We start from the raw sequence: 20,811 nt of genomic DNA, 5'->3' as shown, positions 1-20,811 counted from the left end.
CTCTGCGGTTACACCGCGTAGACTCACGACCCGTGATTCAGCTTGAGCAAGTGACGAAGACGTACCCGAAGGCGTCCCGGCCTTCGCTCGACAACGTGTCCGTCTCGATCGAGAAGGGCGAGTTCGTCTTCTTCATCGGACCGTCCGGCTCCGGCAAGTCCACGATCATCAAGATGCTGCTGCACGAGGTCGCCCCCAACAAGGGCCGGGTCATCGTCAACGGCAAGGACGTCACGTCGATGCGCTCCTGGAAGCGACCCCACTTCCGGCGCTCCATCGGCTGCGTCTTCCAGGACTTCCGGCTGCTGCCGAACCGCACCGCCTACGAGAACGTGGCGTTCGCCCTGGAGGTGATCGGCAAGACCAAGGCGGTGGCCCGCCGGGTCGTGCCCGAGGTGTTGGAGCTGGTCGGGCTCGGTGGCAAGGAGCACCGGTACCCGCACGAACTCTCCGGTGGCGAGCAGCAGCGGGTCGCGGTGGCGCGGGCGTTCGTGAACCGCCCGCTGATCCTGCTGGCGGACGAGCCGACCGGAAACCTGGACCCGGACACGTCGATCGAGATCATGCGCCTGCTGGACCGGATCAACCGCACCGGCACGACCGTCGTGATGGTCACACACGACTCCAACATCGTGAACCAGATGCGCCGTCGCGTCGTCGAGATCGAAAGCGGCCGCATCGTGCGCGACCAGGCCCGCGGCGTCTACGGGTGAGCCGGCGCTCCACCCCTGCCGTACGACCTGACGACGAACACCTCACGCCGGAGAGCCGGAGGAACACCCGATGCGGATGAAGTACGTCCTGTCCGAGGTACTGGTCGGACTGTGGCGCAACGTCACCATGACCGTCGCGATGATCATCACGATGGCGGTCTCGCTGACCATGCTCGGCGCCAGTGGCCTGATGTACAAGCAGGTCGGCGACATGAAGGACCTCTACTACAAGAACGTCGAAGTCTCGATCTTCCTCAAGACCGACGTCACCGAGCAGCAGCGCACCGACCTCGACGCCAAGCTGAAGAGCGACCCCCTGGTCAAGGAGGTCCTCTACGTCAACAAGGACGAGGCGTACAAGACCTTCAAGGAGATGTACCAGGACGCGCCCGACCTGGTGAACGCCGTGAAGCCGGACCTGCTGCCCGAGTCGTTCCGGCTGAAGCTGGTCAACCCGGAGCAGTACAAGAACATCTACGACCAGTACCAGGGCACCGAGGGCGTCGACGTGATCGTCGACCAGAGCCGGCTGCTGGACAAGATCTTCAACGTGCTCACCGCGATCCAGAACATCGCGCTGGCCGCCGCCGTGGTGATGGCGATCGCCGCGCTGCTGCTGGTCGCGAACACCATCCAGGTGGCCGCGTACAGCAAGCGGCGTGAGGTCGCGGTCATGAAGCTGGTCGGCGCGTCGAACTGGTTCATCCAGGCGCCGTTCGTGCTGGAGGCGGTGGTCGCCGGCCTGATCGGCTCGCTGCTGGGCCTGGTCGCGCTGATCGGGGCGAAACAACTGCTGTTCAGCGGATCGTTGAAGGCGCTGGAGGGGCTGCTCTCGCCCGTCCAGTGGTCGGACATCTTCCTGATGTTCCCGCTGATGGCCGGCGTCGGTGGCCTGATCAGCGCCGCCACCGCCTGGGTCACGCTCCGCTTCTACCTGCGGGTCTAGTCACCGCAGCGCTCTCCGTGGGGACCCTCCCGGGCCGGGAAGAAACGGCGCGGGAGGGTCCTTGTCGTTCGGGTAGCATGATCCCCGCTCGCCGGCCGGGTGGTCGGTGAGCGTAGTGGAAGGGAGGTGGCGCCGGATGCCACGGGAGAAGGGCCGCAAGGTGGTCGCCTCCAACCGGAAGGCCCGCCACGACTACGCCATCCTCGACACGTACGAGGCGGGCATGGCGTTGACCGGCACCGAGGTCAAGTCGCTGCGTGCCGGGCGGGCCTCGCTGGTCGACGCGTTCGCCCAGGAACGTGACGGCGAGTTGTTCCTGCACGGCATGCACATCCCGGAGTACACCCAGGGCACCTGGACCAACCACGAGCCCCGGCGTACCCGCAAGCTGCTGCTGAAGCGGATGGAGATCGACAAGTTGATCGGCAAGACCCGCGAGGGGGGCCTGACCATGGTCCCGTTGCAGGTCTACTTCTCCGACGGCTGGGCGAAGGTGGAGATCGCCCTGGCCAAGGGCAAGAAGTCGTACGACAAGCGGCAGGACCTCGCCAAGCGGGACGCCGACCGGGAGATCGCCCGGGTGTCCGGTCGCCGGGGCAAGGGAATGGACGACTGATTCGCCCCTTCTGTCCGGGTCGGCACGCCGGGCCGGGGCTCGGGATGAAACCCGTTGCGGCAGGCGTTAGTCTGGACAGTGCCGCCACATCCGGCGGTCCGTCGAGGGGGTGACTGGTTTCGACTTCGTACGCAGCGACAGGGGAAGCGAGCCGAGGAAGCCGACGTCGTCTCGAGAATCGGTCGTCGGAAACCAATAAGCGCCAAGCAAAATCGCGCTGACTTCGCTCTCGCCGCCTGAGGCGAGTAGTGAGTCTGTCGGCCTGGGAACGCCTTCGTCCCAGTTAGCCGGCATCAGCTAGAAGGCTGGCCAATCGGACCCGGTCGCGGGGTCCGTGCGGCGAGATCAATCAGCGACTGGGCCCGTCACACCAACTTGCTCGCGTGAGCGGTGGGGCCGAGTAGAGGCATAGCGAGCTGCGCTCGGAGAAGCCCTGACAAACCGGCGAAGGACCCGGGTTCGATTCCCGGCACCTCCACCACCTCGATGATGCGCCCCGGTCCCCACGGACCGGGGCGCATCACTGTTCCCCCTCCCGCCTTGCCCCGCCCCGCCTTGCCTTGTCCCGCCCCGCCATGCCTCGTTGATCAAGAGGTTTGCGTCAGACCCGGCGCGGCGAATGACGCAAACCTCTTGATCACCCGGCCTTCGCGGATGGCGTGCGGTGATCAAGAGGTTTGCGTCAGAGTTGGAGATCAACTTGACGCAAACCTCTTGATCAACCAGGTGTGCGCGGTGGGAGGGCGGGGTTGGGGTGCTGGGAGGGGAGGGAACCGGGAGGGGCGGGTGGGCGTCTTAGGGGGATGCGGCGACTCGTTGGGCTGACGTGGGGGTTGGGACTCCTGATGGCGGTGGGTGGGTGTGCGGCCGCCGGCTCGGTGCCCGGTGGTGCGGTGGACGGCGGGGCGGTCGGGAGTGATCCGGGGCGGCAGCGGGAGGCGTTCGACGAGCGGGCCGCCGAGGTCGCCGGGGCGTGGCGGCCCGGCCCCGAGTGGTCGAGCGGGTATCTGCCGTTGCAGGACGCCACGGTGCTCACCGGCCAGCCCGGCTTCGACGCCGGCACCGAGGCGGCCTTCCGCGCGGGCTGGTACCGGGACCAGATCGAGCTGCCGACCGCCGTACCCGCCGACGGGGCGATCCGGTTCCCCGACGGTGCCCTGACCGTACCGCTGATCAGCGCCGCCGAGGCGTACCGCCAGCTGGACCAGGGCGACCCGCCGCCGTGCGAGGGACGGCCCCGGGGGCCACGGCCCCCCGAACCCACGGCCGGTACCCGGCCGGACGATCCGGTCTCCACCCAGGCCGCCTGCATCCCGCTGACGGTCACCGGGGTCACTCTGGGCACCGCCGAGGTTCGTACCAGCCGGGGGGTCGCCGCCGTACCCGCCTGGATCTTCACCGTGGCGGAGCTGACCAGCCCGGTGGCCCGCCTGGCGGTGGCGCCCCGGTCGGTCACCGCCGCCCCGGAGCCCGCCGCCCCGAACCGGTCCCTGCCGGGCGGGGTTGCCGGTGCCGACCAGCTCCGCCGGGTCGACGGCGCCCGGCTGACGTACACGGTCGGTATGGGCGCCTGCGACAGCGGACCCACCGCCCTGGTTCGGGAGAGCGACGACGTGGTGGTGGTCGGCGGCGGGGTGGTCCGGGGCACCGGGGAGTGCATCGACCTGGCGGTGCTCAAGCCGGTCACCGTGACGTTGGCGTCCCCGCTCGGGAAACGTCCGGTGCTCGACGTCGCCACCGGCCGGGTGCTCACCCTCACCGCCCCCTGACCGCCAAGCCGTTCCCGCACTGGGGTCCCCCGTCAGAACGTCGCCCGCTGGCCGGTGATCAAGAGGTTTGCGTCACCCCGCCCGGGCGAGGATGACGCAAACCTCTTGATCACCGCCGACCGGCCGACCGGCCGACCGGCCGACCGCGACCGGGCGACCGCGACCTCGACGTGGGAGGGGTCAGAGGAGGGTGGGGATGGTGGTGCTGATCGGGGTGGGGAGCACGGTGGGGACGTCGGCGCGTAGCGCCTCGGTGAGTGCGTCGGCCAGGTCGGGCAGCGCGTCGACGACGCGGGTGGCGCAGCCGTAGCCGCGGGCGATCGCGGTGAGATCCAGGCCCGGCAGGTCCAGGCCCGGCACCCCCGGGGTGGACTTCAGCTCGGCGAACGACTTGAGGATGGCGTACTGCTGGTTCACCGGGACCAGCACGACCACCGGCAGCCGCAGCCGCGCGGCGGTCCACAACGCCTGCACCGAGTAGTGGAAGGAGCCGTCCCCGATCACCGCGACCACCGGCCGGCCCCGCCCGGTGTCCCGCTCGGCGAGGGCGATACCCACGGCGGCCGGCAGCCCGTAGCCGAGCCCGCCGCTGGCCATGGTGAAGTACGACGCCGGGCGGGTCACCGGGAGCCGACGACGCAGCGCGGCGAGGTTCGACGGTGACTCCTGCACCAGCACCCCGTCGGCGGGCCAGCAGGCGGCCAGCGCGGCGAAGAGCGCGTCCGCGTCGGGCGGGTCGCCGGTGCCTGGCGGTTCCGGCGTCGGGCGGGGCGGCGGCGTCGGCCGGTCGGCCGCCGGCAGCAGGTCAAGCAACGCGGCCAGGGTCAGTCCGGCATCACCGAGCAGGCTGTCGCCCACCGGGGCCCGCGCGGCCTCGTCCGCGTCGTCGGTGACGTGCAGCAGCCGGGCCCCGGGCGGCAGGTGGTCGCCGGGCACGTGCGGGTAGTAGCGGAACACCGGCGCGCCGACCACCAGCACCACGTCGTGCCCGGTGAGTTTCTCGGCCAGCGGGGCGATCGCGTACGGCAGAACCCCCCGGTAGTGCGGGTGGTGCTCCGGAAAGGCGGCCCGCTCCGGTGCCGGCGCGGACCAGACCGGCGCGGCGAGCCGTTCGGCCACCGCCGCCGCCACCGGCCAGGCGGCGGCCCGGTCCACCGCCGCACCGAGCACCAGCACCGGGTTGTGGGCGGCGGTGAGCAGCGCGGCGAACTCCCGCAGCCGACGCGGATCGGGGGCGAACCGGGTGGCCACCGTCCGCACCTGCGGCGGCGGGTCCGCCGGCTGGTGCCAGTCGTCCAACGGCAGGGAGAGGTAGACCGGGCCGCTCGGCGGTTGCGCCGCCGTGGCGTACGCCCGCATGAACGCCGCCGGGACGTCCTGCGCCCGCACCGGCTCGTGGCTCCACTTCACGTACGGCTGGGGCAGTTCGGTGGGGTGCCGGTTGGCCAGCCGGGGTTCCATCAGCAGCATCTCCCGGCTCTGCTGCCCGGCGGAGACGATCAGCGGCGTCCGGTTGTGCCACGCGGTGACCAGGCTGCCCATGCCGTTGCCGGTGCCCGGGGCGGTGTGCAGGTTGACGTGCGCCGGCCGGCCGGTGGCCTGGGCGTACCCGTCGGCCATGGCGACGGCCGACGCCTCGTGCAGGGCGTGCACGTAGTGGAAGTCGGCCGGGAAGTCCTGGAGGAACGGCTCCTCGGTCGAGCCGGGGTTGCCGAAGACCGTGGTCAGGTCGAGGGCGCGGAGCAGGTCGTAGGTGGTCTCCCGGACGGTCGCCATCGCCCTCCGCCTCCGTGTCCCCGACCCGTCCGGTGTCCGCCGGGACCGGACCCCTGACCTGCCGAATCTAGCGGGCGGCAGCCCGCGTTCCGCGTGCTTTGCCGGCTATTGCCCTGTCCGGGGCTGCCGGGAGGCCGTCCGGGCCGAGCGGCGACGGGTCAGGGGAGGGGGAACGGGGTCCGGATGCCGTCCAGCGCGTGCCCGCAGGGGCAGTCGCGGTCGGTGGGCAGGGCGGCCACCGCGTCCAGCAGTACGCCGCGCAGCCGGTCGGTGTTCTCGCCGAAGACCCGGAACACCTCCTCCTGGGTGACCGAGTCGCCCGCCTCCACCCCGGCGTCCAGGTCGGTGACCAGGGCGATGGAGGTGTAGCAGAGGGCCAGTTCGCGGGCGAGTACCGCCTCCGGGTGGCCGGTCATGTTGACCACCGTGCCGCCCATCGCGGCGTACCAGCGGGATTCCGCACGGGTGGAGAAGCGTGGCCCCTCGACCACCACCACCGTGCCGCCGTCGACCGCCGGCACGTCGCGCCCGGCCGCCGCGTCGAGCAGGGTACGCCGCCCGACCGGGCAGTACGGGTCGCCGAACGCCACGTGCACCGCGCCCTGGTCGTAGTAGGTCTGCACCCGGCCGCTGGTGCGGTCGATGAGCTGGTCGGGCACCACGAACGTGCCGGGGCCCAACTCGGGGCGCAGCCCGCCGACGGCACAGGGGGCGAGCACCTGGCGTACCCCGAGCGACCGCAGTGCCCACAGGTTCGCCCGGTACGGGATCAGGTGCGGGGGGTGGCGGTGATCACGCCCGTGCCGGGGCAGGAACGCCACCGACCGGCCGCCCACGGTGGCGATGGTGAGCACGTCCGAGGGGGCGCCGTAGGGGGTCTCGACCTGGTGTTCCGTGGCGTCGTCGAGGAGCGCGTACAGCCCCGAACCGCCGATCACCGCGATGTCCGCCGTCGGACCCATCGATCCTCCCTCGACCGCCCTCGATCACCTGTCGGTCAGACCTTAGCCACCGCACCGGGTGCAGGCTATGGTGCCAGGCATGGCGGTGAGAGCACAGATGGTCGGTGGTGCCCGGTTGTCGGACCCGGTGCGCGGCTGACGATGTCCGAGACGCAGGGGGAGGGACCGGCGATCAGCGGTCGTGCCGTGGAGTCGATGACCGGGCGGCTGCTGGTCGCGACGCCGGCCCTCAAGGATCCGAACTTCGATCGTACGGTGGTGCTGCTGGTCGCCCACGAGGCCAACGGGGCGCTCGGGGTGGTGCTCAACCGGGCCACCGAGGTGGCCGTCGCGGACGTCCTCGGCGAGTGGAGCGAACTCGCCCGGCATCCGGCGGTGCTCTTCGAGGGCGGCCCGGTGCAGCCGGAGTCGGCGATCTGCCTGGCCCGGATGCGTCATCCGATGCGTCGGCTGAAGGGCTTCCAGCCGATCTCCGGTGCGGTCGGCACCGTCGACCTGTCCTCCGATCCGGAGCGGATGCGCGACAGCATCGGCGGCATCCGGGTGTTCGCCGGCTACTCCGGCTGGGGCTCCGGGCAGCTGGAGCAGGAGATCGAGGACGGCTCCTGGTTCGTGCTCGACGCGCTGCCCGGGGACGCCTTCGTCGACCGCCCGGACGACCTCTGGCCGATGGTGCTGCGCCGGCAGGGCGGCATGATGGCGGCGGTCGCGCACTTCCCGCCGGACGTGGCGTTGAACTGATCCGCCGGGGACCCCCGCGAGATGACCATGCTCGGCCGCGTGTGTATAGTTCTCTCCGTGCCCGGGCGACCGGGGACGACCGCAAGGGGCCGTGGCGCAGCTGGTAGCGCACCACACTGGCAGTGTGGGGGTCAGGGGTTCGAGTCCCCTCGGCTCCACCCTTGAGGCAACAGGTCAGCGGCCTGGTCGAGCATCGACCGGGCCGCTTTTCCGTGTCCGGCCCCGGCTGACCATGCGACCCGGGCCGGGGCAGCGTGCGTCGACGGGCTGACGATGCCGGACACCCCGACGCCGGCTGGGGTCGGTGGCGCGGGGTGGCCGGTCGTCCTGACTCCACCCGTACCGGGCCGGCCGCCCGCGCGCTGGGGTGTGGGGACCGGCCCACCTGCCCGGCTGGGGTTGCGGGGGTGGGCGGTCTCCTGCGCCGGGGCCGGCCGCGACGACGGAGGGGCCGTCACGGGTACGGGCGACGGACTGCCGCAGATACCGGGGTGCTGGGGTCACCGATGACGGTCTGCTCCGCCACGGTGTGGACAGGAGCGGCCGACGCGGACGGTGTGGCCGGATCCGGGCAGGGTGCGCCGAGGCGCGGAGCTGCCGATCAGAACGGAACGAGGGCCTTGCCCGCGCCGGTGCCGGGGCGGATGGCGGGGAACTCCGGTCCCTTCCAGTGGCCGATCGGCGCGCGGGTGATGGCGGGAACGGCCGCGACGGGCTCTTCCACGCTCATGTCCACTCCCGGGGGCCGGCGGCATCTGGTGGAGAAGCTAGCCGCCGTCACCGGCCCGGTCAACCAGGGGAGACGTATCGTTATCTGCCCGCCGACCTGCGCGTTCGCCGGGTTGGGCGGAGTGCCGGCAGTCCGCGTGATGGCGCAATGCGAGATAACGTTCCGCATCTTGACAGAGGTTTTCGGGCCCCGTACCTTCGCTGCAAGTCGGCGAGGCGTCAGGGTGCTGCTGGGGTGCAGCCCGACCGCCCGAACCGACCGTGACCAGCGTTGCCCGGCCATGCCGTGACGCCGTCTGCGGTTCTCGCGGCCCTGATTGATCCCCTCGAACCGGCAATTCAGGCATTCAGCACCATCACCAAGTCGATGCAGCTCGCGTCGGACCCGCACCGCAGCAGCCAGGCGGTCGTATCCGTCGCGGCAGAGCCGTCCCTTCGTATCCACCGAACGCCCTCATTCCCGCCACCGGCACCGGCGGCGGGAGACGTCGGGGCCACGCGCGAAGCACATAGGAGCATCACGATGAACACACGACGTACCGGTGCGATGGTCGCCCTCGCCGCGCTGCTCTTCACGAGCGCCTGCGGCGGGGCCGAAGGCGCTGCGGACAACGCGGACGGCACCACGAAGGTCTCCGTCACGACGTTCGGCTGCGAAATCTGGAACACCTGGGCGATCGGGAAGGGCGTCTACGGCAAGCACCGCCTCGACGTCGAGCTGGTCCGCTCCGGGGGTGGCTCGGCGGCGGTCGCCGCAGTGCTCTCCGGGGCGGCCGACTTCGGCTACGTCAACGGCTACACCGCGATCAACGCCTACAACACCGGCTTCCCGATCCAGATGGTGTCCGGGGTGAACGTCAACGCGCTGCCGCCGGCCAAGCCCGCGCAGGGCGTCTTCGTCGGCAAGGACTCCCCGATCAAGGCGGCCGCCGACCTCGCCGGCAAGAAGATCGCGGTCAACGAGATCAACGGCATCAACCAGATCGTGACCGCGAGCTGGCTGAAGGCCAACGGGGTCGAGCCGGACAGCGTCAGCTTCGTGGCGCTGCCCTTCACCGAGCAGATCCCCGCCGTGCTCAGTGGACGGGTCGACGCCGCGCAACTGGGCTACTCGCTACTGGGCAACAACAACGACAACGTACGCAGTCTGGCCGACCCCTTCGCCAGCAGCGACAAGATCTACATCGCGACCTACGTCGCCGCCAAGAGCTTCGTCGGCAAGGGCGACGCCGCCAAGCGCTTCCACGAGGCGATCGCCGAGACCGCGCAGCAGCTCAGCGACCCGGCCAATAAGGACGAGGCATTCCGGCTGCTCTCCGAGTGCCAGAAGGTGCCGGCGGAGACCCTCGCCGCACAACCGCAGAACGCCCTCGAAGCCGCCGTCGACGTCGCCGCGCTGGACCGGATGGCCCAGCAGATGGTCGACCTGAAGATGCTCCAGAAGAAGCCCGACCTGGGGCCCTTCGTCACCGACTTCGCGCGGTCCTGACCTGTCCTGTCGTCGCGGTAGGCGGGCCACCATGAGGGGAGAGGACGTGACATGGCGTCGGACGTCCACGTGATTGACCAGGTCGAGGCGGACGCCCGACCCACCGGCGGGCCCGTCGCGGCCCGCCGGTGGGGCCCCACACCCGACTGGGTGCTGGGAGTGGCGGGCGTGGTGACCATGTTCGTGCTGTGGGACCTGGTGGTCCGGTCCGGGGCGGTCTCGGTGGACTCCCTGCCGTACCCGGCGGACACCCTGCAACGGGCCGGCGAACTGCTCGTCGACGCGACGTTCCTGACCGAGGTGGCGCAGACCCTGTGGGCGTGGCTGCTCGCCATGCTCGTCGCCAGCGCCGTCGGCATTCCGCTGGGGCTGACCCTGGGCTACTTCTCCGCCCTCTACCGGCCGTCGTCCTCGGTGGTGCACGCCGGCCGGTCGATCCCCTCCTCGGCGTTCCTGCCGATCGCCATCCTGATGTTCGGCCTGGGCACCCAGATGAAGGTGTCGCTGGCGATCTACGCGATCTTCTGGCCGATCCTGCTCAACGCGATGTACGGCGTCCGCGACACCGAACCGCTGATGCTGGCCACGGGGCGGAGCATGGGCTGGACGCGTACCCGGCTGCTGACCCGGGTGGTGCTGCCGTCGGCGGCCCCGTCCATCGCCACCGGGCTGCGGGTGGCCAGCTCGACGGCGCTCATCGTGGTGCTCTCCGCCGAACTGCTCGGTGCCACCAACGGGGTGGGAACGGTGATCACCACGTACCAGCAGGCGCAGCGACCCGACTTCGTCTACGCGGGCATCCTGCTCGTCGGCCTGCTCGGCATGGGCCTCTACTACGGCTTCAACCTGGTTGAGCGCCTGGTGGTGCCGTGGGGCCAGGCACAACGGGAGGGTGGACGATGAGCGGGCAGGGGCTGAGCCGGCCGGTGGTCACGTCGGCGTTGGCGGTGGGACGCGGGGTGCGGTCGCTGTGGCTGCTCGCCCTGCTGCTGGTGGTGTGGGAGGTGGCCGCCCGGATGGTGGGCTCCCTGTTCGTACCGCCGGTGTCGCAGATCTTCGGAGCGTTCGTCGACACCTGGCTGTCCGCGTCCCCGTCGTCGCTGTTCCTCAGTTCCCAGTTCCGGGCCGACGTCCTGCCGAGTCTCGTCCGGCTCGGCCTGGGCTACGGCGCGGCGACGGTGCTCGGCGTCGGTCTCGGCATCCTGATCGGGGTGTGGCGGCCGGCCGGCGCGTTCTTCAACCCGCTGATCCGACTGGGCATGTCGGTGCCGGTCACCGCTCTGCTGCCCATCGCCATCGTGCTGTTCGGCATCACCAGCGGGATGAACGTCTTCCTCATCGCGCTGGGCTGCCTCTGGCCGATCCTGATCAACACCTACGACGGCGTCCGGGGCATCGACCGTACGGTGGTCACCGCCGCCCGGAGCCTGCGACTGACCCGGCGGCGCTACTTCCTGCGGGTCCTGCTGCCCGGCGCCAGCCCGGCGATCTTCGCGGGGATGCGGATCAGCATCGGGATCGCGCTGGTCCTGATGGTGATCTCCGAGCTGTACGCCGCCACGGCCGGCCTCGGGTTCTACATCGTGAGCCAGCAGCGGCTGTTCCAGTTCCCGCAGCTGTGGTCGGCGATCGTCCTGCTGGCGCTGCTGGGCATCCTCTTCAACGCCGTCTTCGCCCTGGTCGAGCGGGTGCTGCTGCGGTGGCACCGCAACGTGCGCCCCGACAGCGCGGAAAGCCACTGACCGACACCACGTAGGAGCCCCGGATGAACCCCGTGACGACCAAACCGCAGCAGCCCGGTGCCGCCCTCGACACCCCCGTGCTCGACGTGCAGGAGTTGAGCAAGTCCTACCGGTCCCGCAAGGGCGACGTGCCCGCCGTACGCAGCATCGAGTTCGCCGTCCACGCCGGGCAGTTCGTGTCGGTGGTGGGGCCCTCCGGCTGCGGCAAGACCACCCTGATGATGTGCATCGCCGGGCTCCTGCCCATCTCCGGCGGCGCGGTCATGTTCCGGGGGGAACGCATGTCCGGCCCCCGCGACGGCGTGGCGGTCGTCTTCCAGGACTACAGCCGCTCGCTGTTCCCCTGGTTGACCGTCGAGAAGAACGTCGCCCTCCCGCTGCGCGACCGGGGCCTGCCCCGCGCCGAGATCCGGCAGCGGGTGCAGGAGTCGCTGGAGATGGTGGGCCTGGCCCACGCCGCCGGGTTGCACCCGTGGCAGCTCTCCGGCGGCATGCAGCAGCGGGTCGCCATCGCCCGGGGGCTCGCCGTCCGGCCGGAAATGCTGATCATGGACGAGCCGTTCGCCTCGGTGGACGCCCAGACCCGGGCCAGCCTGGAGGACCTGCTGCTCAAGGTCTGGGCGGAGACCGGTACGACGGTGCTGTTCGTGACCCACGACATCGACGAGGCGGTGTACCTGTCCGACCGGGTGGTCGTGCTGTCGCAGGGTCCCTCCGTGGTCGTGGCGGACCTGCCGGTCACCCTCGACCGGCCCCGCGACCAGATCGCGACCAAGCAGACCCCGCTCTTCGGTGAACTCCGCGAACACGTGTACTCCCTGGTCATGGCGTCGCAGCGGCGGACCTCCCTGTCGGGGGAGCCGAGCTGACCGGGTGAACCGGGTCGCGCCGACGCGGCGTATGGGCGGGACGGGCCCCTCAGGACCCGTCCCGCCCTTCTGTAGCGCTCTACTGCTCAGGATGCGCTAGGACTCGCCATGGGAGAACGACCGGTTCAGGGCCTGGGTGCTGGAGCTGAGCTGCGGACGAACTTCCCGTTTGACGCTTCCCCGACTCGCTGAGGCGACAGCTGACGACTGTAGATCTGGATCACGTCGTCGGTGTCCCAGCTCAGCGCCTTGCCCCACTCGTCGAGGGCGCGAACGAGATGTGGGACAAGGCGACCCAGTTCGTCGAGGACCACGCCGCTGAGATCGCCGGCATCGCCGTCGGTGCCGTCGTCGGCATCGGCTGCGGGGCCGCCATCGGCTGGACCGGTGTCGGCGCCGTCGCCTGCGGTGCCCTGGCCGGAGCTGTCGGCTCCGCCGTCACCGGATACATGAACGGCAAACGCGGATGGGATCTCGCCGGCGAGACCGCGCTCGGTGGGCTCTTCGGTGCCGCTGGTGGGGTTGCTGGGAATATCGGCGGCGCGGCCCTCGGTGCAGGGCTCCGCGCTCTGGGCGGGGGAATGAGAGCAGCCGGCGGTAAGGCCGTCAGCGCAGGTCTCGGTGAAGCACGCACCATCGGACGCGGGCTCATGGGCCGGAGCGGCGGCTGCCTCGGCCCCGGCAACAGCTTCACGGGCGACACGAAGGTCCTGATGGCCGATGGCAGCCACAAGCCGATCCGTGACGTGAAGCTCGGCGACAAGGTCCTGGCCACCGACCCCACCACGGGGCGGACCGCGCCGCGAGTAGTCACCGCTCTGATCGTCGGTAGCGGCACCAAGCAACTCGTCGACATCACCGTCACCGTGGATGGCCCCCAGGGCAGCCGTACCGAGACGATCACCGCTACCGCCGGGCACCCCTTCTGGGTCGCCGACCAGCAGCAATGGCGCGAAGCCAAGGACCTCAAACCCGGCTACACCTTCGAGACCACCGACCACCGCCCAGTAGCCGTAGCGACCACACGCCACCGTACCCAAACCGAGGTGGTACACAACCTCACCGTCGACACCCTCCACACGTACTATGTGGTGGCCGGTGATACCCCGGTCCTCGTACACAACTGCGGCGAGGTGGCTGTTGATACGAACGCTGTGACGGACGCATTGTCCGGTGCAAAGACCACTGCAGTAGATGCCGCCCTGGCAGGGCGTGCCCCAGTCCTTTCTCCGACTGCTCGGCGTGAACTCCTCGAAGGTGGACACTCTGCAGACGCCATCGGTGGCTGGCTGTCGGAACGAGGAGGACGCATGGGGCCGGCCTCTACCAGTGAAGGCATCGCCTCGCTGCAGTCTCGCCTCAGAGGAATGTGGAAAGGTAAGTCCTTCACTCCGATGATTGCCGACGACGATGCTTCAGTTTTGCATTCCGCGATACAGGACGGATTGTCTATCATTACAAATGATAAAAGGTTCTTTAAAAATATCGAAAGACTCGGATATTTAAGCGAAAGATACTGATTAACTATGTTGAGTGGTGGCTTGCGTAGGGTTCGAGAAATCGTGCTGATGGAGGGCGGTTTAGATGCGTGAAGATGAACTTGAGGAGATCGAGGAGCTTTGCGAAGCGGCCACTCCGGCACCTTGGTTTGTGAGGACGCTGAATGACGAAAATGCCATGAATCTTGTGGCAGTAAGCACTTCTCCTGATACTGGCGTGGCCGAGCGGTGGCCAAGATTCGATCATGGAGAAATGGTTGCCGCAACATTAATTCAGCATCCTCGGTACGTTGATGCTGTCGACGAGCGCTGGGATGAGAACGCGGCTTTCATTGCAATGGCGAGGGAGGCCGTGCCACGTCTTTTGGACGAGGTTCGGCGCCTTCGAGCCTTGCTTGCGGGTGGTGGTAATTTTCGATGAGGTGGTCCGGTGGCGAATGCTGAGCTGCTCGCGCGACACGGGACCGTCAACCAGCCCCGAAGTCCGCCTCGGGGCTTCTCAAGCCTGAGTCGACCGTGCGCTGAGCTCTGTCCGCTGCAACTTTAGGTGTGTCGGTGGATGTCTCACTCTGAGATGCTTCTATAACTGTCAAGTGGTGCTGGTGGCTGGGTGGGCGCCGTTCAGGGTGCGGAAAGTTGCCGGCTGATGTAGCGCTTGAGGCTGCGCATGATCTCGCGTTTGGTGCGTCCTTCGCGGGTGCGGCGGGTCACGTAGTCGCGGGTGCGAGGGTCGTGGCCGATGCGGACCGGCGCGACGGTGTAGAGCGCTCGGTTGAGGCGTCGGTCGCCGCCGTAGTTGAGCTGGTAGCGGGGTGGTATTGCCTGATGAAGCCGGTAGCGGTGACGCGCCGGCCAGGGCAGCGAACGCGGCTTCGGAGCGAACGCGGCCGGGGTGGGACCAGGCCAGCAGAACGGTGGCGGCGACGACGGCGCCGGCACCTGGCAGGGCGAGTAGTTGTGGCGCTTGCGTGGTGACAGCCATGGATCGGCGGGTCGCGGTGCGGATGGCGCGGCAACGGCGGCTCGACGGCGGCCACCGGCTGCGGCTGACCATCGTGATCGCCGAAGGGGCGCTGCGGCAGCAGGTGGGCGGCCCGGAGGTGATGCGCGCCCAGCTCGACCATCTCGACCGGCTGCTGACCGAGCGCCCGGAGCAGATCGAGATCAGGGTGATGCCGTTCACCCCCGGGGCGCATCCCGCGCTCGGCGGCCCGTTCCAGATCCTGTCGTTCCCGTCGCCCCGGCTGGCCGACCTGGTCTGGCAGGAGGTGCGCACCTCCAGCGACATTATCGACCAGTCCAGCCGGGTCGCGGACTACCTCGTCACCTTCGCCGAGGCGCGGAAGCGAGCGTTAAGGTCGGCGGAGTCGCTGGAGCTGATCCGGCGAATCGCCAAGGAGATGACGTAGTGGCTGCTCTCGCCACCCCCGACCGTGGCTGGTTCAAGTCCTCCCGCAGCTCCGACCACGGGGCCTGCGTGGAGGTGCGGTTCGTCGGTGGTGCGGTGGACGTCCGCGACACCAAGAGGACCGCACCGGCCCTGTGCTCGCCTTCGACGGCCGCTCCTGGACCAGCTTCCTGACCGGCCTGAAGGCCGACACCACGAGCTGACCTGCACCCCGAGCCTGGAAGTTACCCCTGCGGCGTTGGCGGCCAGATCCGTTCTGGCCGCAGCCCCGCTCCGGCGGATCGACGTTCTGGGCAGTAGGGCAGGCGCGCTTTCTCGTCGGCTTGGTCGCGCTGTAACCCTGCGGGTCAGATGGATGCCGGGAAGTTGGCCTTGGCGGCGCGGCCCACCAGAGCAGTGAGGGCGGCATCCATCCCGGCTCCGACGAGGCCCCCCGCGATCGGGATGCCCTTGGCCAGGGTGATGGCCGAACGCTGCGTGCCGTACTTGGCGAGAAGCATGAAGCCGACCTGCGCGTTGATCTTCCGAATGACGGCGATCGGGATCGCTTTGATCATCTGAGCGGTTAACTTCGCCCCGATCTTGACTCCCGCCGCCTGAAGCGAGCCAGCCAGCGTTCCGCCTGCGGTGGTGAGAACGATGAAGGTCTGGAATTGCGGGTCCGAGATGTCGTAACCCCGCAGGTACGCGATCGAACCGACGAGTCGTGCGTTGATCACCAGTGACCCGGCGATGTTCGCGGGGAGGGTGACGGGCATGGCTACGAAGCCGCCCAGACCAGTGACGAACCCGTTCGTCGACGCCGCAGCCACCGACTCCTTGATCAGTCGATCGATCACCCGCTCGATCGCCGCTTCGCTCGCACGGTCGCGCAGGGGCACCCCGTCGGCATCGATGACCGGAGCCGCCGCAGCCGACATGGCCTTGCTGAGGCGGGCCTCCGCGTAGGGGATCGAGCCGGTGATCGGGCCGACGCCATCCTGGATGACCTTCACGGTCAGGTTCTGGAAGTGGCGGGCTATCGCGTTGGAAGGGCCCTCGCTGTGCTCGTCCGCGTCCATCGTTTCTCCTCCTGGCCCTACAGGTCAGCCGGCCGGTGATCAGGTGCGGGGTCGCACCGGTGCAGGCGTCGACCACTGGACGTACGTATGATCCACATGGGAGTTACCAGATCGATGATTCGATCGGCTAACCGACAGACCCGGTCCGACGCGGCCCGCCGGTGCACGTGCTGAGGGGAGGGATCCTCCAGGACCCCTCCCCTCAGCGCCGGGCCGTCACGACCTGGTCAGGGTCACCTGCACCGTCTCGTCCGGGCTCTGCCCGGCCGTGTGGGCGAACCCGACAGTGAACGTCACATCGAGCCGACCGGTCTTGACCAGCGTCTGCCGGTACGCGGGTGCCACCGTCACGGTCACCGTCACGGTGTTCGCCTTGGCCACCTGCCGGCTGACCGCGTTGACCTTCTCCCGGCGAGGGTGAGGATGCCGGCGGTGTTGACCGTCGCGGTGAGCGTCGCCGCACCCGAGGTGGGGTCGGCCTCCACCTTGTCGATCCGTACGGTCGGGGCCGGGGTCGCCGGATCCACCGTGCCGACGATCGGCTTGGAGAGCGTCGATTGCCCGGACGAGTCGACCACCATCGCCTGGAACCTGACCTGCCGGCCGGCGTCCTTCGCCGTCGGCGTCCAGTCGAACAGGTAGGGGGCGGTGGTGGTCGTGCCGACCAGGGTGCCGTTGACGAACAGGCTCGCCGAGGCGATGGCGAAGTCGTCGGTGCCGCGCACCAGCGGGTGCACCGTCGACCCGACCCGGAACACCGCGCCGCGTCCCGGGTCGGCCAGCTCGGCCGAGGGCGCGGCGTCGACGACCCGGCCCACCCCGGTCGGCACCGCCGGTGGCGGCGTCGGACGACGTTTGGTGACGCTGACCGTGGCGCTGCCGGTGCCGTCCACGCCGGAGATCGCCTCGATGCCGGTGGCCGGGACCGCCGGGCCGCCCGGGACCGGTGGCCCGCTGCCGAGGTAGCTGCCGGTCAGCGCGAACGGGGCGCCCTCGTGGACGGCGGTGTTGTCGGCGTTGGCGTTGTAGACGGCGAACCCGTTGCCGGTGAGGATGTTGCGGGTGCCGGTGAGCGCCCCGGCCGTCTCGGTGCCGGCGTCGGTGAGCAGGATGCCGTACGACCGCTGGGGTGCGGGTGGGTAGTAGTTGCCGGTGATCCGGCTGGTGTTGACGAAGCCGTCCGTCCCGCTGGTGTACGCGATGCCGGTCTGCGGGAACCGGCTGTTCGGGTCGCCGGTGACCACGGTGTCGGTCACGTACCCGTGCTGGCGGATGCCGGAGCGGACGGTGGTGTCGGGGGTGCCGTCGCGGCCCCGTGCGCCGTCGAAGAGGATGCCGCCCGACTGGTAGCCGCTGACCACGCTGCCGGTGACCGTCACCTCGCTCTCCACCGTGCCGGTGCCCGCTCCCCTGATGACGCCGGTCTTCACGATGCCCCAGCCGTGCGGGTGCGCGGCGAGTTCCTCGTCGGTGGTCGCCACCCGCAGCGGGCCGACGACGCTGTCCGCCACCCGACCGGCCGCGCCGAAGAACGCGATGCCCGCCTCGGCCCAGACGTCGCCGGAGGTCACGGTCACGCCGGAGAGGTCGAGGAACATCTCGTTGGTGTCGGTGGAGCCGAGCGACTGCCGGGACACGGTGATCACGTTGCCGCCGCCGTCGCGCAGGTACGGCTGGTCGCCGGCCAGGTTCCCCAGCGACGGGTCCGGCATGATGGTGACCTTGTCCGCGCCGGCCCCCTTGATCTTCAGCGGCTTGGTGATGGTCAGGCCGTTGCGGGCACCGGTCTGCACCGGGTTGGACGCGTGGTTCACCGGCGTCGATGACTCGCGGTAGACCCCCGCGCACACCACGATGGTGTCCCACGGCGAGGCGAAGTCGACGGCCCGCTGGACGGAGGTGAAATCGGCCGTCGGGCACTGCTTCCGGTCGTCGTCGACCGTCCACGTGGTGTTGCCCTGCGGGTTGGCCACCGGGTCGACGAGCGCGACGGTGCCCGGGGTGTTGTCGTAACCGGCGAGGTAGGTCGCCGGGTCGGGGCCGCCGAGGGCGGACGGGCCGTGACCCGCGCCGTCGGCCCGGTCGCCGTCGGACAACAGGGAAGCCCCGGCGTCGGATTCCTGGAAGCGTACGTCGGCCAGCTCGATCGAACCGGACTTCGGCAGGTCACCCACCCCGAACCGGAGTTCCAGCTTCGCCAGCGCGCCGACGTCGACGCCCTGCGCCGCGAACTCGGCCAGCGGGACCCGGATCTGGTCCAGGACGATGTGGGTGTTCGGGGTGTTCGTGCCGGTCGACATGTGCAGGGCGTTGCCCCAGCGGGGATCACCGGCGTCGACGGTCCCCTCGTGACCGGCGGCGTCGCGCAGCGCGATCTGGAACCGCTGGGTGGTCGAGGCCGGGTCGTACGACGTGGGCTTCTCGTTGGGCCAGACCGGGTTGGTCGGGGTGCCGTTGACGGTGGTGTCCCGGGTGTTGTCGCCCCGGTTGTCGGCACCCGGGTTGCGGGTGTCGAAGAAGTTCACGGCGGCGCTGAGCGCCAGTGCCTTCAGGTGCCGTACGTCGGCGGACGCGGCCGGGATCGCGGCGGTCAGCGACGCGGTCGAGCCCGGCTCCCAGGCGAGGGTGAGCTGTCGGCCGTAGGAGTGGTTGATCGGGCTGTTCTCCCGGGTGCCGTTCTGCCCGCCGAGCGCGCCCGCTGCCGGCAGTGGGCAGGGCTTGGCGGCGGTCGGCAGCCCCGTCTTGCCAAGCTGTGCCGGGGCGAAGTCCTGCGGCTCCGGGTTGCACCAGTCGTAGCCGCCGGTGGTGCTCGCCGGTTTCGGGGTGACCCCGGCGGCCTGCGCGTACGGGTCGGCGAAGCCGGTGCCGGTCAGGGTGCCGCCGAGGGCATTACGGGTGAGCGGGTTGTTGACCTCGGGCCGGATCACGTCCACCCGCTCCTGCGGGGCGGCGAAGTAGCTGGTGTTGACCCGCTCGTCGCACCCGATCGCCGTGCCGGACGGGCTGGTCGGGCAGGCCGACGCGGGGACCTGGAGCCCGCCGGGGGTGTTCGCCAGCTCGCCGGTCAGGTAGGGCTGGAACGCGCCCTCGCCGCCGACGTAGCGCCGGAAGAACGCCGCCATCGTCGCCAGGCCCAGCTTCTCCTGGTCACCCATCCGGGCCGCGTCGCCGGAGAACTTGGTGTTCACGGCCGGGTTCAACGGGTCGGAGTTGTCGATCTTGTAGTTCAGGTCCGGGTCGGTGTAGCTGGCCGCGCCGCTGAGCCGCAGGTTGTGCGGATGGATGTTGTTGGTCGCGAACGGTGCCGAGTTGCCGCAGGCGGCGTCGTTGTTGGCCTGGCCGTCCGCGCCGCCGTCGGCGTACCAGACGGTGTTGTACCAGTTGTGGATCGCGCCGAGGTGCTCCACCTGGATGCGGGGGAAGGGGTCACCCGGGTTGACGTACTGGCTGCGCTCGAACAACCGCGCGCCCTGCAGGTTGGAGACGTCACCGTCGCACATCGGCAGGATCGTCAGGTACGGCATCCCGTACGGGGCCTTGCGCTCGTAGTCCACCGGGGCGAGCGAGATCACCCCGCGCAGCGGGTAGCGCGGGCCGTCGGTGCGGATGCGGTTGTAGTCGATGAAGCTCGACACCGCGTCACCGCCACGCGAGTGGCCCATCAGGCCGATGCGGGTCAGGTCGAGGCGGCCGGCGAGCGTGGTGCCGATGGTGGTGTGGGCGTCGACCGGCAGGCCGCCGGGGCGGTTCGCCGCGCTGAGCGCGTCCAGGGTCGCGGCGATGAGCATCCGGCGGCTGTGCATGCCTTTGCCCTTGTTGCCGTCCTGCCGCATCATCAGCTGGTCCTGGGACACCGAGAAGGTGGTGTAACCCCAGGTGGCGAGGTTTTCCGCGAGGTAGGCGTAGCCGTTCTCGTTGTGCTTGAACTGGGCGCAGGTGAGCTGGGCGGTGTCCTGACCGGAGTCGCACGAGCCGTGGTTGCCGTGCACCAGGACGAGCACCGGCGACGGCGTGGTGCGTCGGGTGAAGTCAGGTGTGTACAGCTGGCCCCGGATCTCGATCCGTTCCGGGGCCTGGGAGGTCCCGGCCGTCGGGTCGGCGCCTGAGGAGTTCGGCTCCTGGATGCCGGCGAGGCCGAGTTTGGCCTCCTGGACGGCCTGGTGGCCGAAGGGACCACGGGCCGTCGGGTCGGGCAGGTCGGTCGTGGACGCCGGGGGCGGCGTGACCGCAGTGGGTGACGCCGCGGTGGCCGGCCCCGCCAGGGCCACCGGGGCCGTCACCGCGACGATCACCGAGAGGAGCACGCGCATGCTCCTCGATGTTCGTACCTTCAAAGGTTTCTCCTCGGAGCGAGATTGAGCGTTCAACGGTCGCGAACGCTAACCAGCCCTCGTTTCTCCGAGGTTTCCGTCGACAGCCGTTTTCCGGCTGATCGAATACAGTCCTACCAGGGGATATGCGCCCACGGCGGCACTCTCGCGGCAACTCTGA

19 protein-coding genes, 1 tRNA gene, 1 other RNA gene and 1 pseudogene are annotated in these 20,811 nt (G+C 69.7%); 15 read left to right on the top strand and 7 right to left on the bottom strand.

The window, feature by feature from the left end; genetic code table 11:
* Positions 1-32 precede the first annotated feature (32 nt).
* From ftsE to JQX11_RS24575, 5 genes are all read left to right on the top strand, one after another.
* Positions 33-713 (top strand): cell division ATP-binding protein FtsE, encoded by a 681-nt coding sequence (gene ftsE / locus JQX11_RS24595; protein ID WP_088642977.1) that lies wholly within the window; start codon positions 33-35, stop codon positions 711-713.
* Between the two features lie 70 nt (positions 714-783).
* Positions 784-1,659 (top strand): permease-like cell division protein FtsX, encoded by an 876-nt coding sequence (gene ftsX, locus JQX11_RS24590; protein WP_204927318.1) that lies wholly within the window; start codon positions 784-786, stop codon positions 1,657-1,659.
* Positions 1,660-1,795: 136 nt separating this feature from the next.
* Positions 1,796-2,275, top strand: coding sequence for an SsrA-binding protein SmpB (smpB, locus tag JQX11_RS24585; protein WP_204927317.1), 480 nt, complete (start codon positions 1,796-1,798; stop codon positions 2,273-2,275).
* A gap of 105 nt (positions 2,276-2,380) precedes the next feature.
* Positions 2,381-2,756: a transfer-messenger RNA gene (gene ssrA, locus JQX11_RS24580) on the top strand.
* 322 nt (positions 2,757-3,078) lie between these two features.
* Positions 3,079-4,044: a hypothetical protein gene (locus JQX11_RS24575; protein WP_204927316.1), complete on the top strand. Its 966-nt coding sequence runs from the start codon at positions 3,079-3,081 to the stop codon at positions 4,042-4,044.
* Positions 4,045-4,224: 180 nt separating this feature from the next.
* Here JQX11_RS24575 and mdlC read toward each other — a convergent pair whose 3' ends face one another.
* Together mdlC and JQX11_RS24565 are read right to left on the bottom strand one after the other, a co-directional pair.
* Positions 4,225-5,820 (bottom strand): benzoylformate decarboxylase, encoded by a 1,596-nt coding sequence (gene mdlC / locus JQX11_RS24570; RefSeq protein WP_204927315.1) that lies wholly within the window; start codon positions 5,818-5,820, stop codon positions 4,225-4,227.
* Positions 5,821-5,978: 158 nt separating this feature from the next.
* On the bottom strand, positions 5,979-6,782 hold the full coding sequence (locus tag JQX11_RS24565) for an S-methyl-5'-thioadenosine phosphorylase (protein ID WP_088642981.1): 804 nt from the start codon (positions 6,780-6,782) through the stop codon (positions 5,979-5,981).
* Between the two features lie 141 nt (positions 6,783-6,923).
* Between JQX11_RS24565 and JQX11_RS24560 the strand changes: the two genes are divergently transcribed.
* Complete coding sequence (locus JQX11_RS24560) at positions 6,924-7,523, top strand: YqgE/AlgH family protein (RefSeq protein ID WP_204927314.1); 600 nt, start codon at positions 6,924-6,926, stop codon at positions 7,521-7,523.
* An 85-nt stretch (positions 7,524-7,608) separates the two neighbouring features.
* Positions 7,609-7,681 (top strand) — tRNA-Ala (locus tag JQX11_RS24555).
* A 443-nt stretch (positions 7,682-8,124) separates the two neighbouring features.
* Here JQX11_RS24555 and JQX11_RS33180 read toward each other — a convergent pair.
* Complete coding sequence (locus JQX11_RS33180; RefSeq protein ID WP_255553766.1) at positions 8,125-8,253, bottom strand: hypothetical protein; 129 nt, start codon at positions 8,251-8,253, stop codon at positions 8,125-8,127.
* Between the two features lie 522 nt (positions 8,254-8,775).
* On the opposite strand from JQX11_RS33180, the gene JQX11_RS24550 reads away from it, so the two are divergent.
* The 6 genes from JQX11_RS24550 to JQX11_RS24525 all read left to right on the top strand — a co-directional run bounded on the left by JQX11_RS24550 (position 8,776) and on the right by JQX11_RS24525 (position 14,272).
* Entirely contained in the window at positions 8,776-9,741 is a 966-nt protein-coding gene (locus JQX11_RS24550) for an ABC transporter substrate-binding protein (RefSeq protein WP_204927313.1), read from the top strand.
* A 51-nt stretch (positions 9,742-9,792) separates the two neighbouring features.
* A complete protein-coding gene (locus JQX11_RS24545; protein ID WP_204927312.1) occupies positions 9,793-10,644 on the top strand; it encodes an ABC transporter permease in 852 nt (283 codons plus the stop codon).
* On the top strand, positions 10,641-11,483 hold the full coding sequence (locus JQX11_RS24540; RefSeq protein WP_204927311.1) for an ABC transporter permease: 843 nt from the start codon (positions 10,641-10,643) through the stop codon (positions 11,481-11,483). The genes JQX11_RS24545 and JQX11_RS24540 overlap by 4 nt, the downstream gene beginning before the upstream one ends.
* A gap of 23 nt (positions 11,484-11,506) precedes the next feature.
* Positions 11,507-12,352 (top strand): ABC transporter ATP-binding protein, encoded by an 846-nt coding sequence (locus JQX11_RS24535; RefSeq protein WP_204927310.1) that lies wholly within the window; start codon positions 11,507-11,509, stop codon positions 12,350-12,352.
* 278 nt (positions 12,353-12,630) lie between these two features.
* Positions 12,631-13,872, top strand: coding sequence for a Hint domain-containing protein (locus JQX11_RS24530; protein ID WP_204927309.1), 1,242 nt, complete (start codon positions 12,631-12,633; stop codon positions 13,870-13,872).
* A gap of 64 nt (positions 13,873-13,936) precedes the next feature.
* Complete coding sequence (locus JQX11_RS24525) at positions 13,937-14,272, top strand: hypothetical protein (RefSeq protein ID WP_204927308.1); 336 nt, start codon at positions 13,937-13,939, stop codon at positions 14,270-14,272.
* Between the two features lie 200 nt (positions 14,273-14,472).
* On the opposite strand, the pseudogene JQX11_RS24520 reads toward JQX11_RS24525, so the two are convergent.
* Positions 14,473-14,806, bottom strand: a pseudogene (locus JQX11_RS24520) (transposase); the annotation flags it as partial.
* Positions 14,807-14,831: 25 nt separating this feature from the next.
* Here JQX11_RS24520 and JQX11_RS24515 point away from each other — a divergent pair.
* On the top strand, positions 14,832-15,260 hold the full coding sequence (locus JQX11_RS24515) for a DUF5753 domain-containing protein (protein WP_204927307.1): 429 nt from the start codon (positions 14,832-14,834) through the stop codon (positions 15,258-15,260).
* Entirely contained in the window at positions 15,260-15,433 is a 174-nt protein-coding gene (locus JQX11_RS33640; RefSeq protein ID WP_372444631.1) for a DUF397 domain-containing protein, read from the top strand. The genes JQX11_RS24515 and JQX11_RS33640 overlap by 1 nt, the downstream gene beginning before the upstream one ends.
* A gap of 173 nt (positions 15,434-15,606) precedes the next feature.
* On the opposite strand, the gene JQX11_RS24505 is transcribed toward JQX11_RS33640, so the two are convergent.
* From JQX11_RS24505 to JQX11_RS24495, 3 genes are all read right to left on the bottom strand, one after another.
* Positions 15,607-16,320 (bottom strand): EcsC family protein, encoded by a 714-nt coding sequence (locus tag JQX11_RS24505; protein ID WP_204927306.1) that lies wholly within the window; start codon positions 16,318-16,320, stop codon positions 15,607-15,609.
* A gap of 216 nt (positions 16,321-16,536) precedes the next feature.
* Complete coding sequence (locus JQX11_RS24500) at positions 16,537-16,683, bottom strand: hypothetical protein (protein ID WP_204927305.1); 147 nt, start codon at positions 16,681-16,683, stop codon at positions 16,537-16,539.
* Positions 16,680-20,630 carry an Ig-like domain-containing protein gene (locus tag JQX11_RS24495; RefSeq protein WP_204927304.1) on the bottom strand — a complete coding sequence of 1,317 codons (3,951 nt, stop codon included), beginning with the start codon at positions 20,628-20,630 and terminating at the stop codon, positions 16,680-16,682. The genes JQX11_RS24500 and JQX11_RS24495 overlap by 4 nt, the downstream gene beginning before the upstream one ends.
* Positions 20,631-20,811: the final 181 nt, after the last annotated feature.

The organism is Micromonospora humida (assembly GCF_016901255.1).
In the GTDB taxonomy this organism is placed as follows: domain Bacteria; phylum Actinomycetota; class Actinomycetes; order Mycobacteriales; family Micromonosporaceae; genus Micromonospora; species Micromonospora wenchangensis.
The sequence above is the reverse complement of the archived record's forward strand: the minus strand, read 5'-3'. Positions and strand labels throughout refer to the sequence as shown.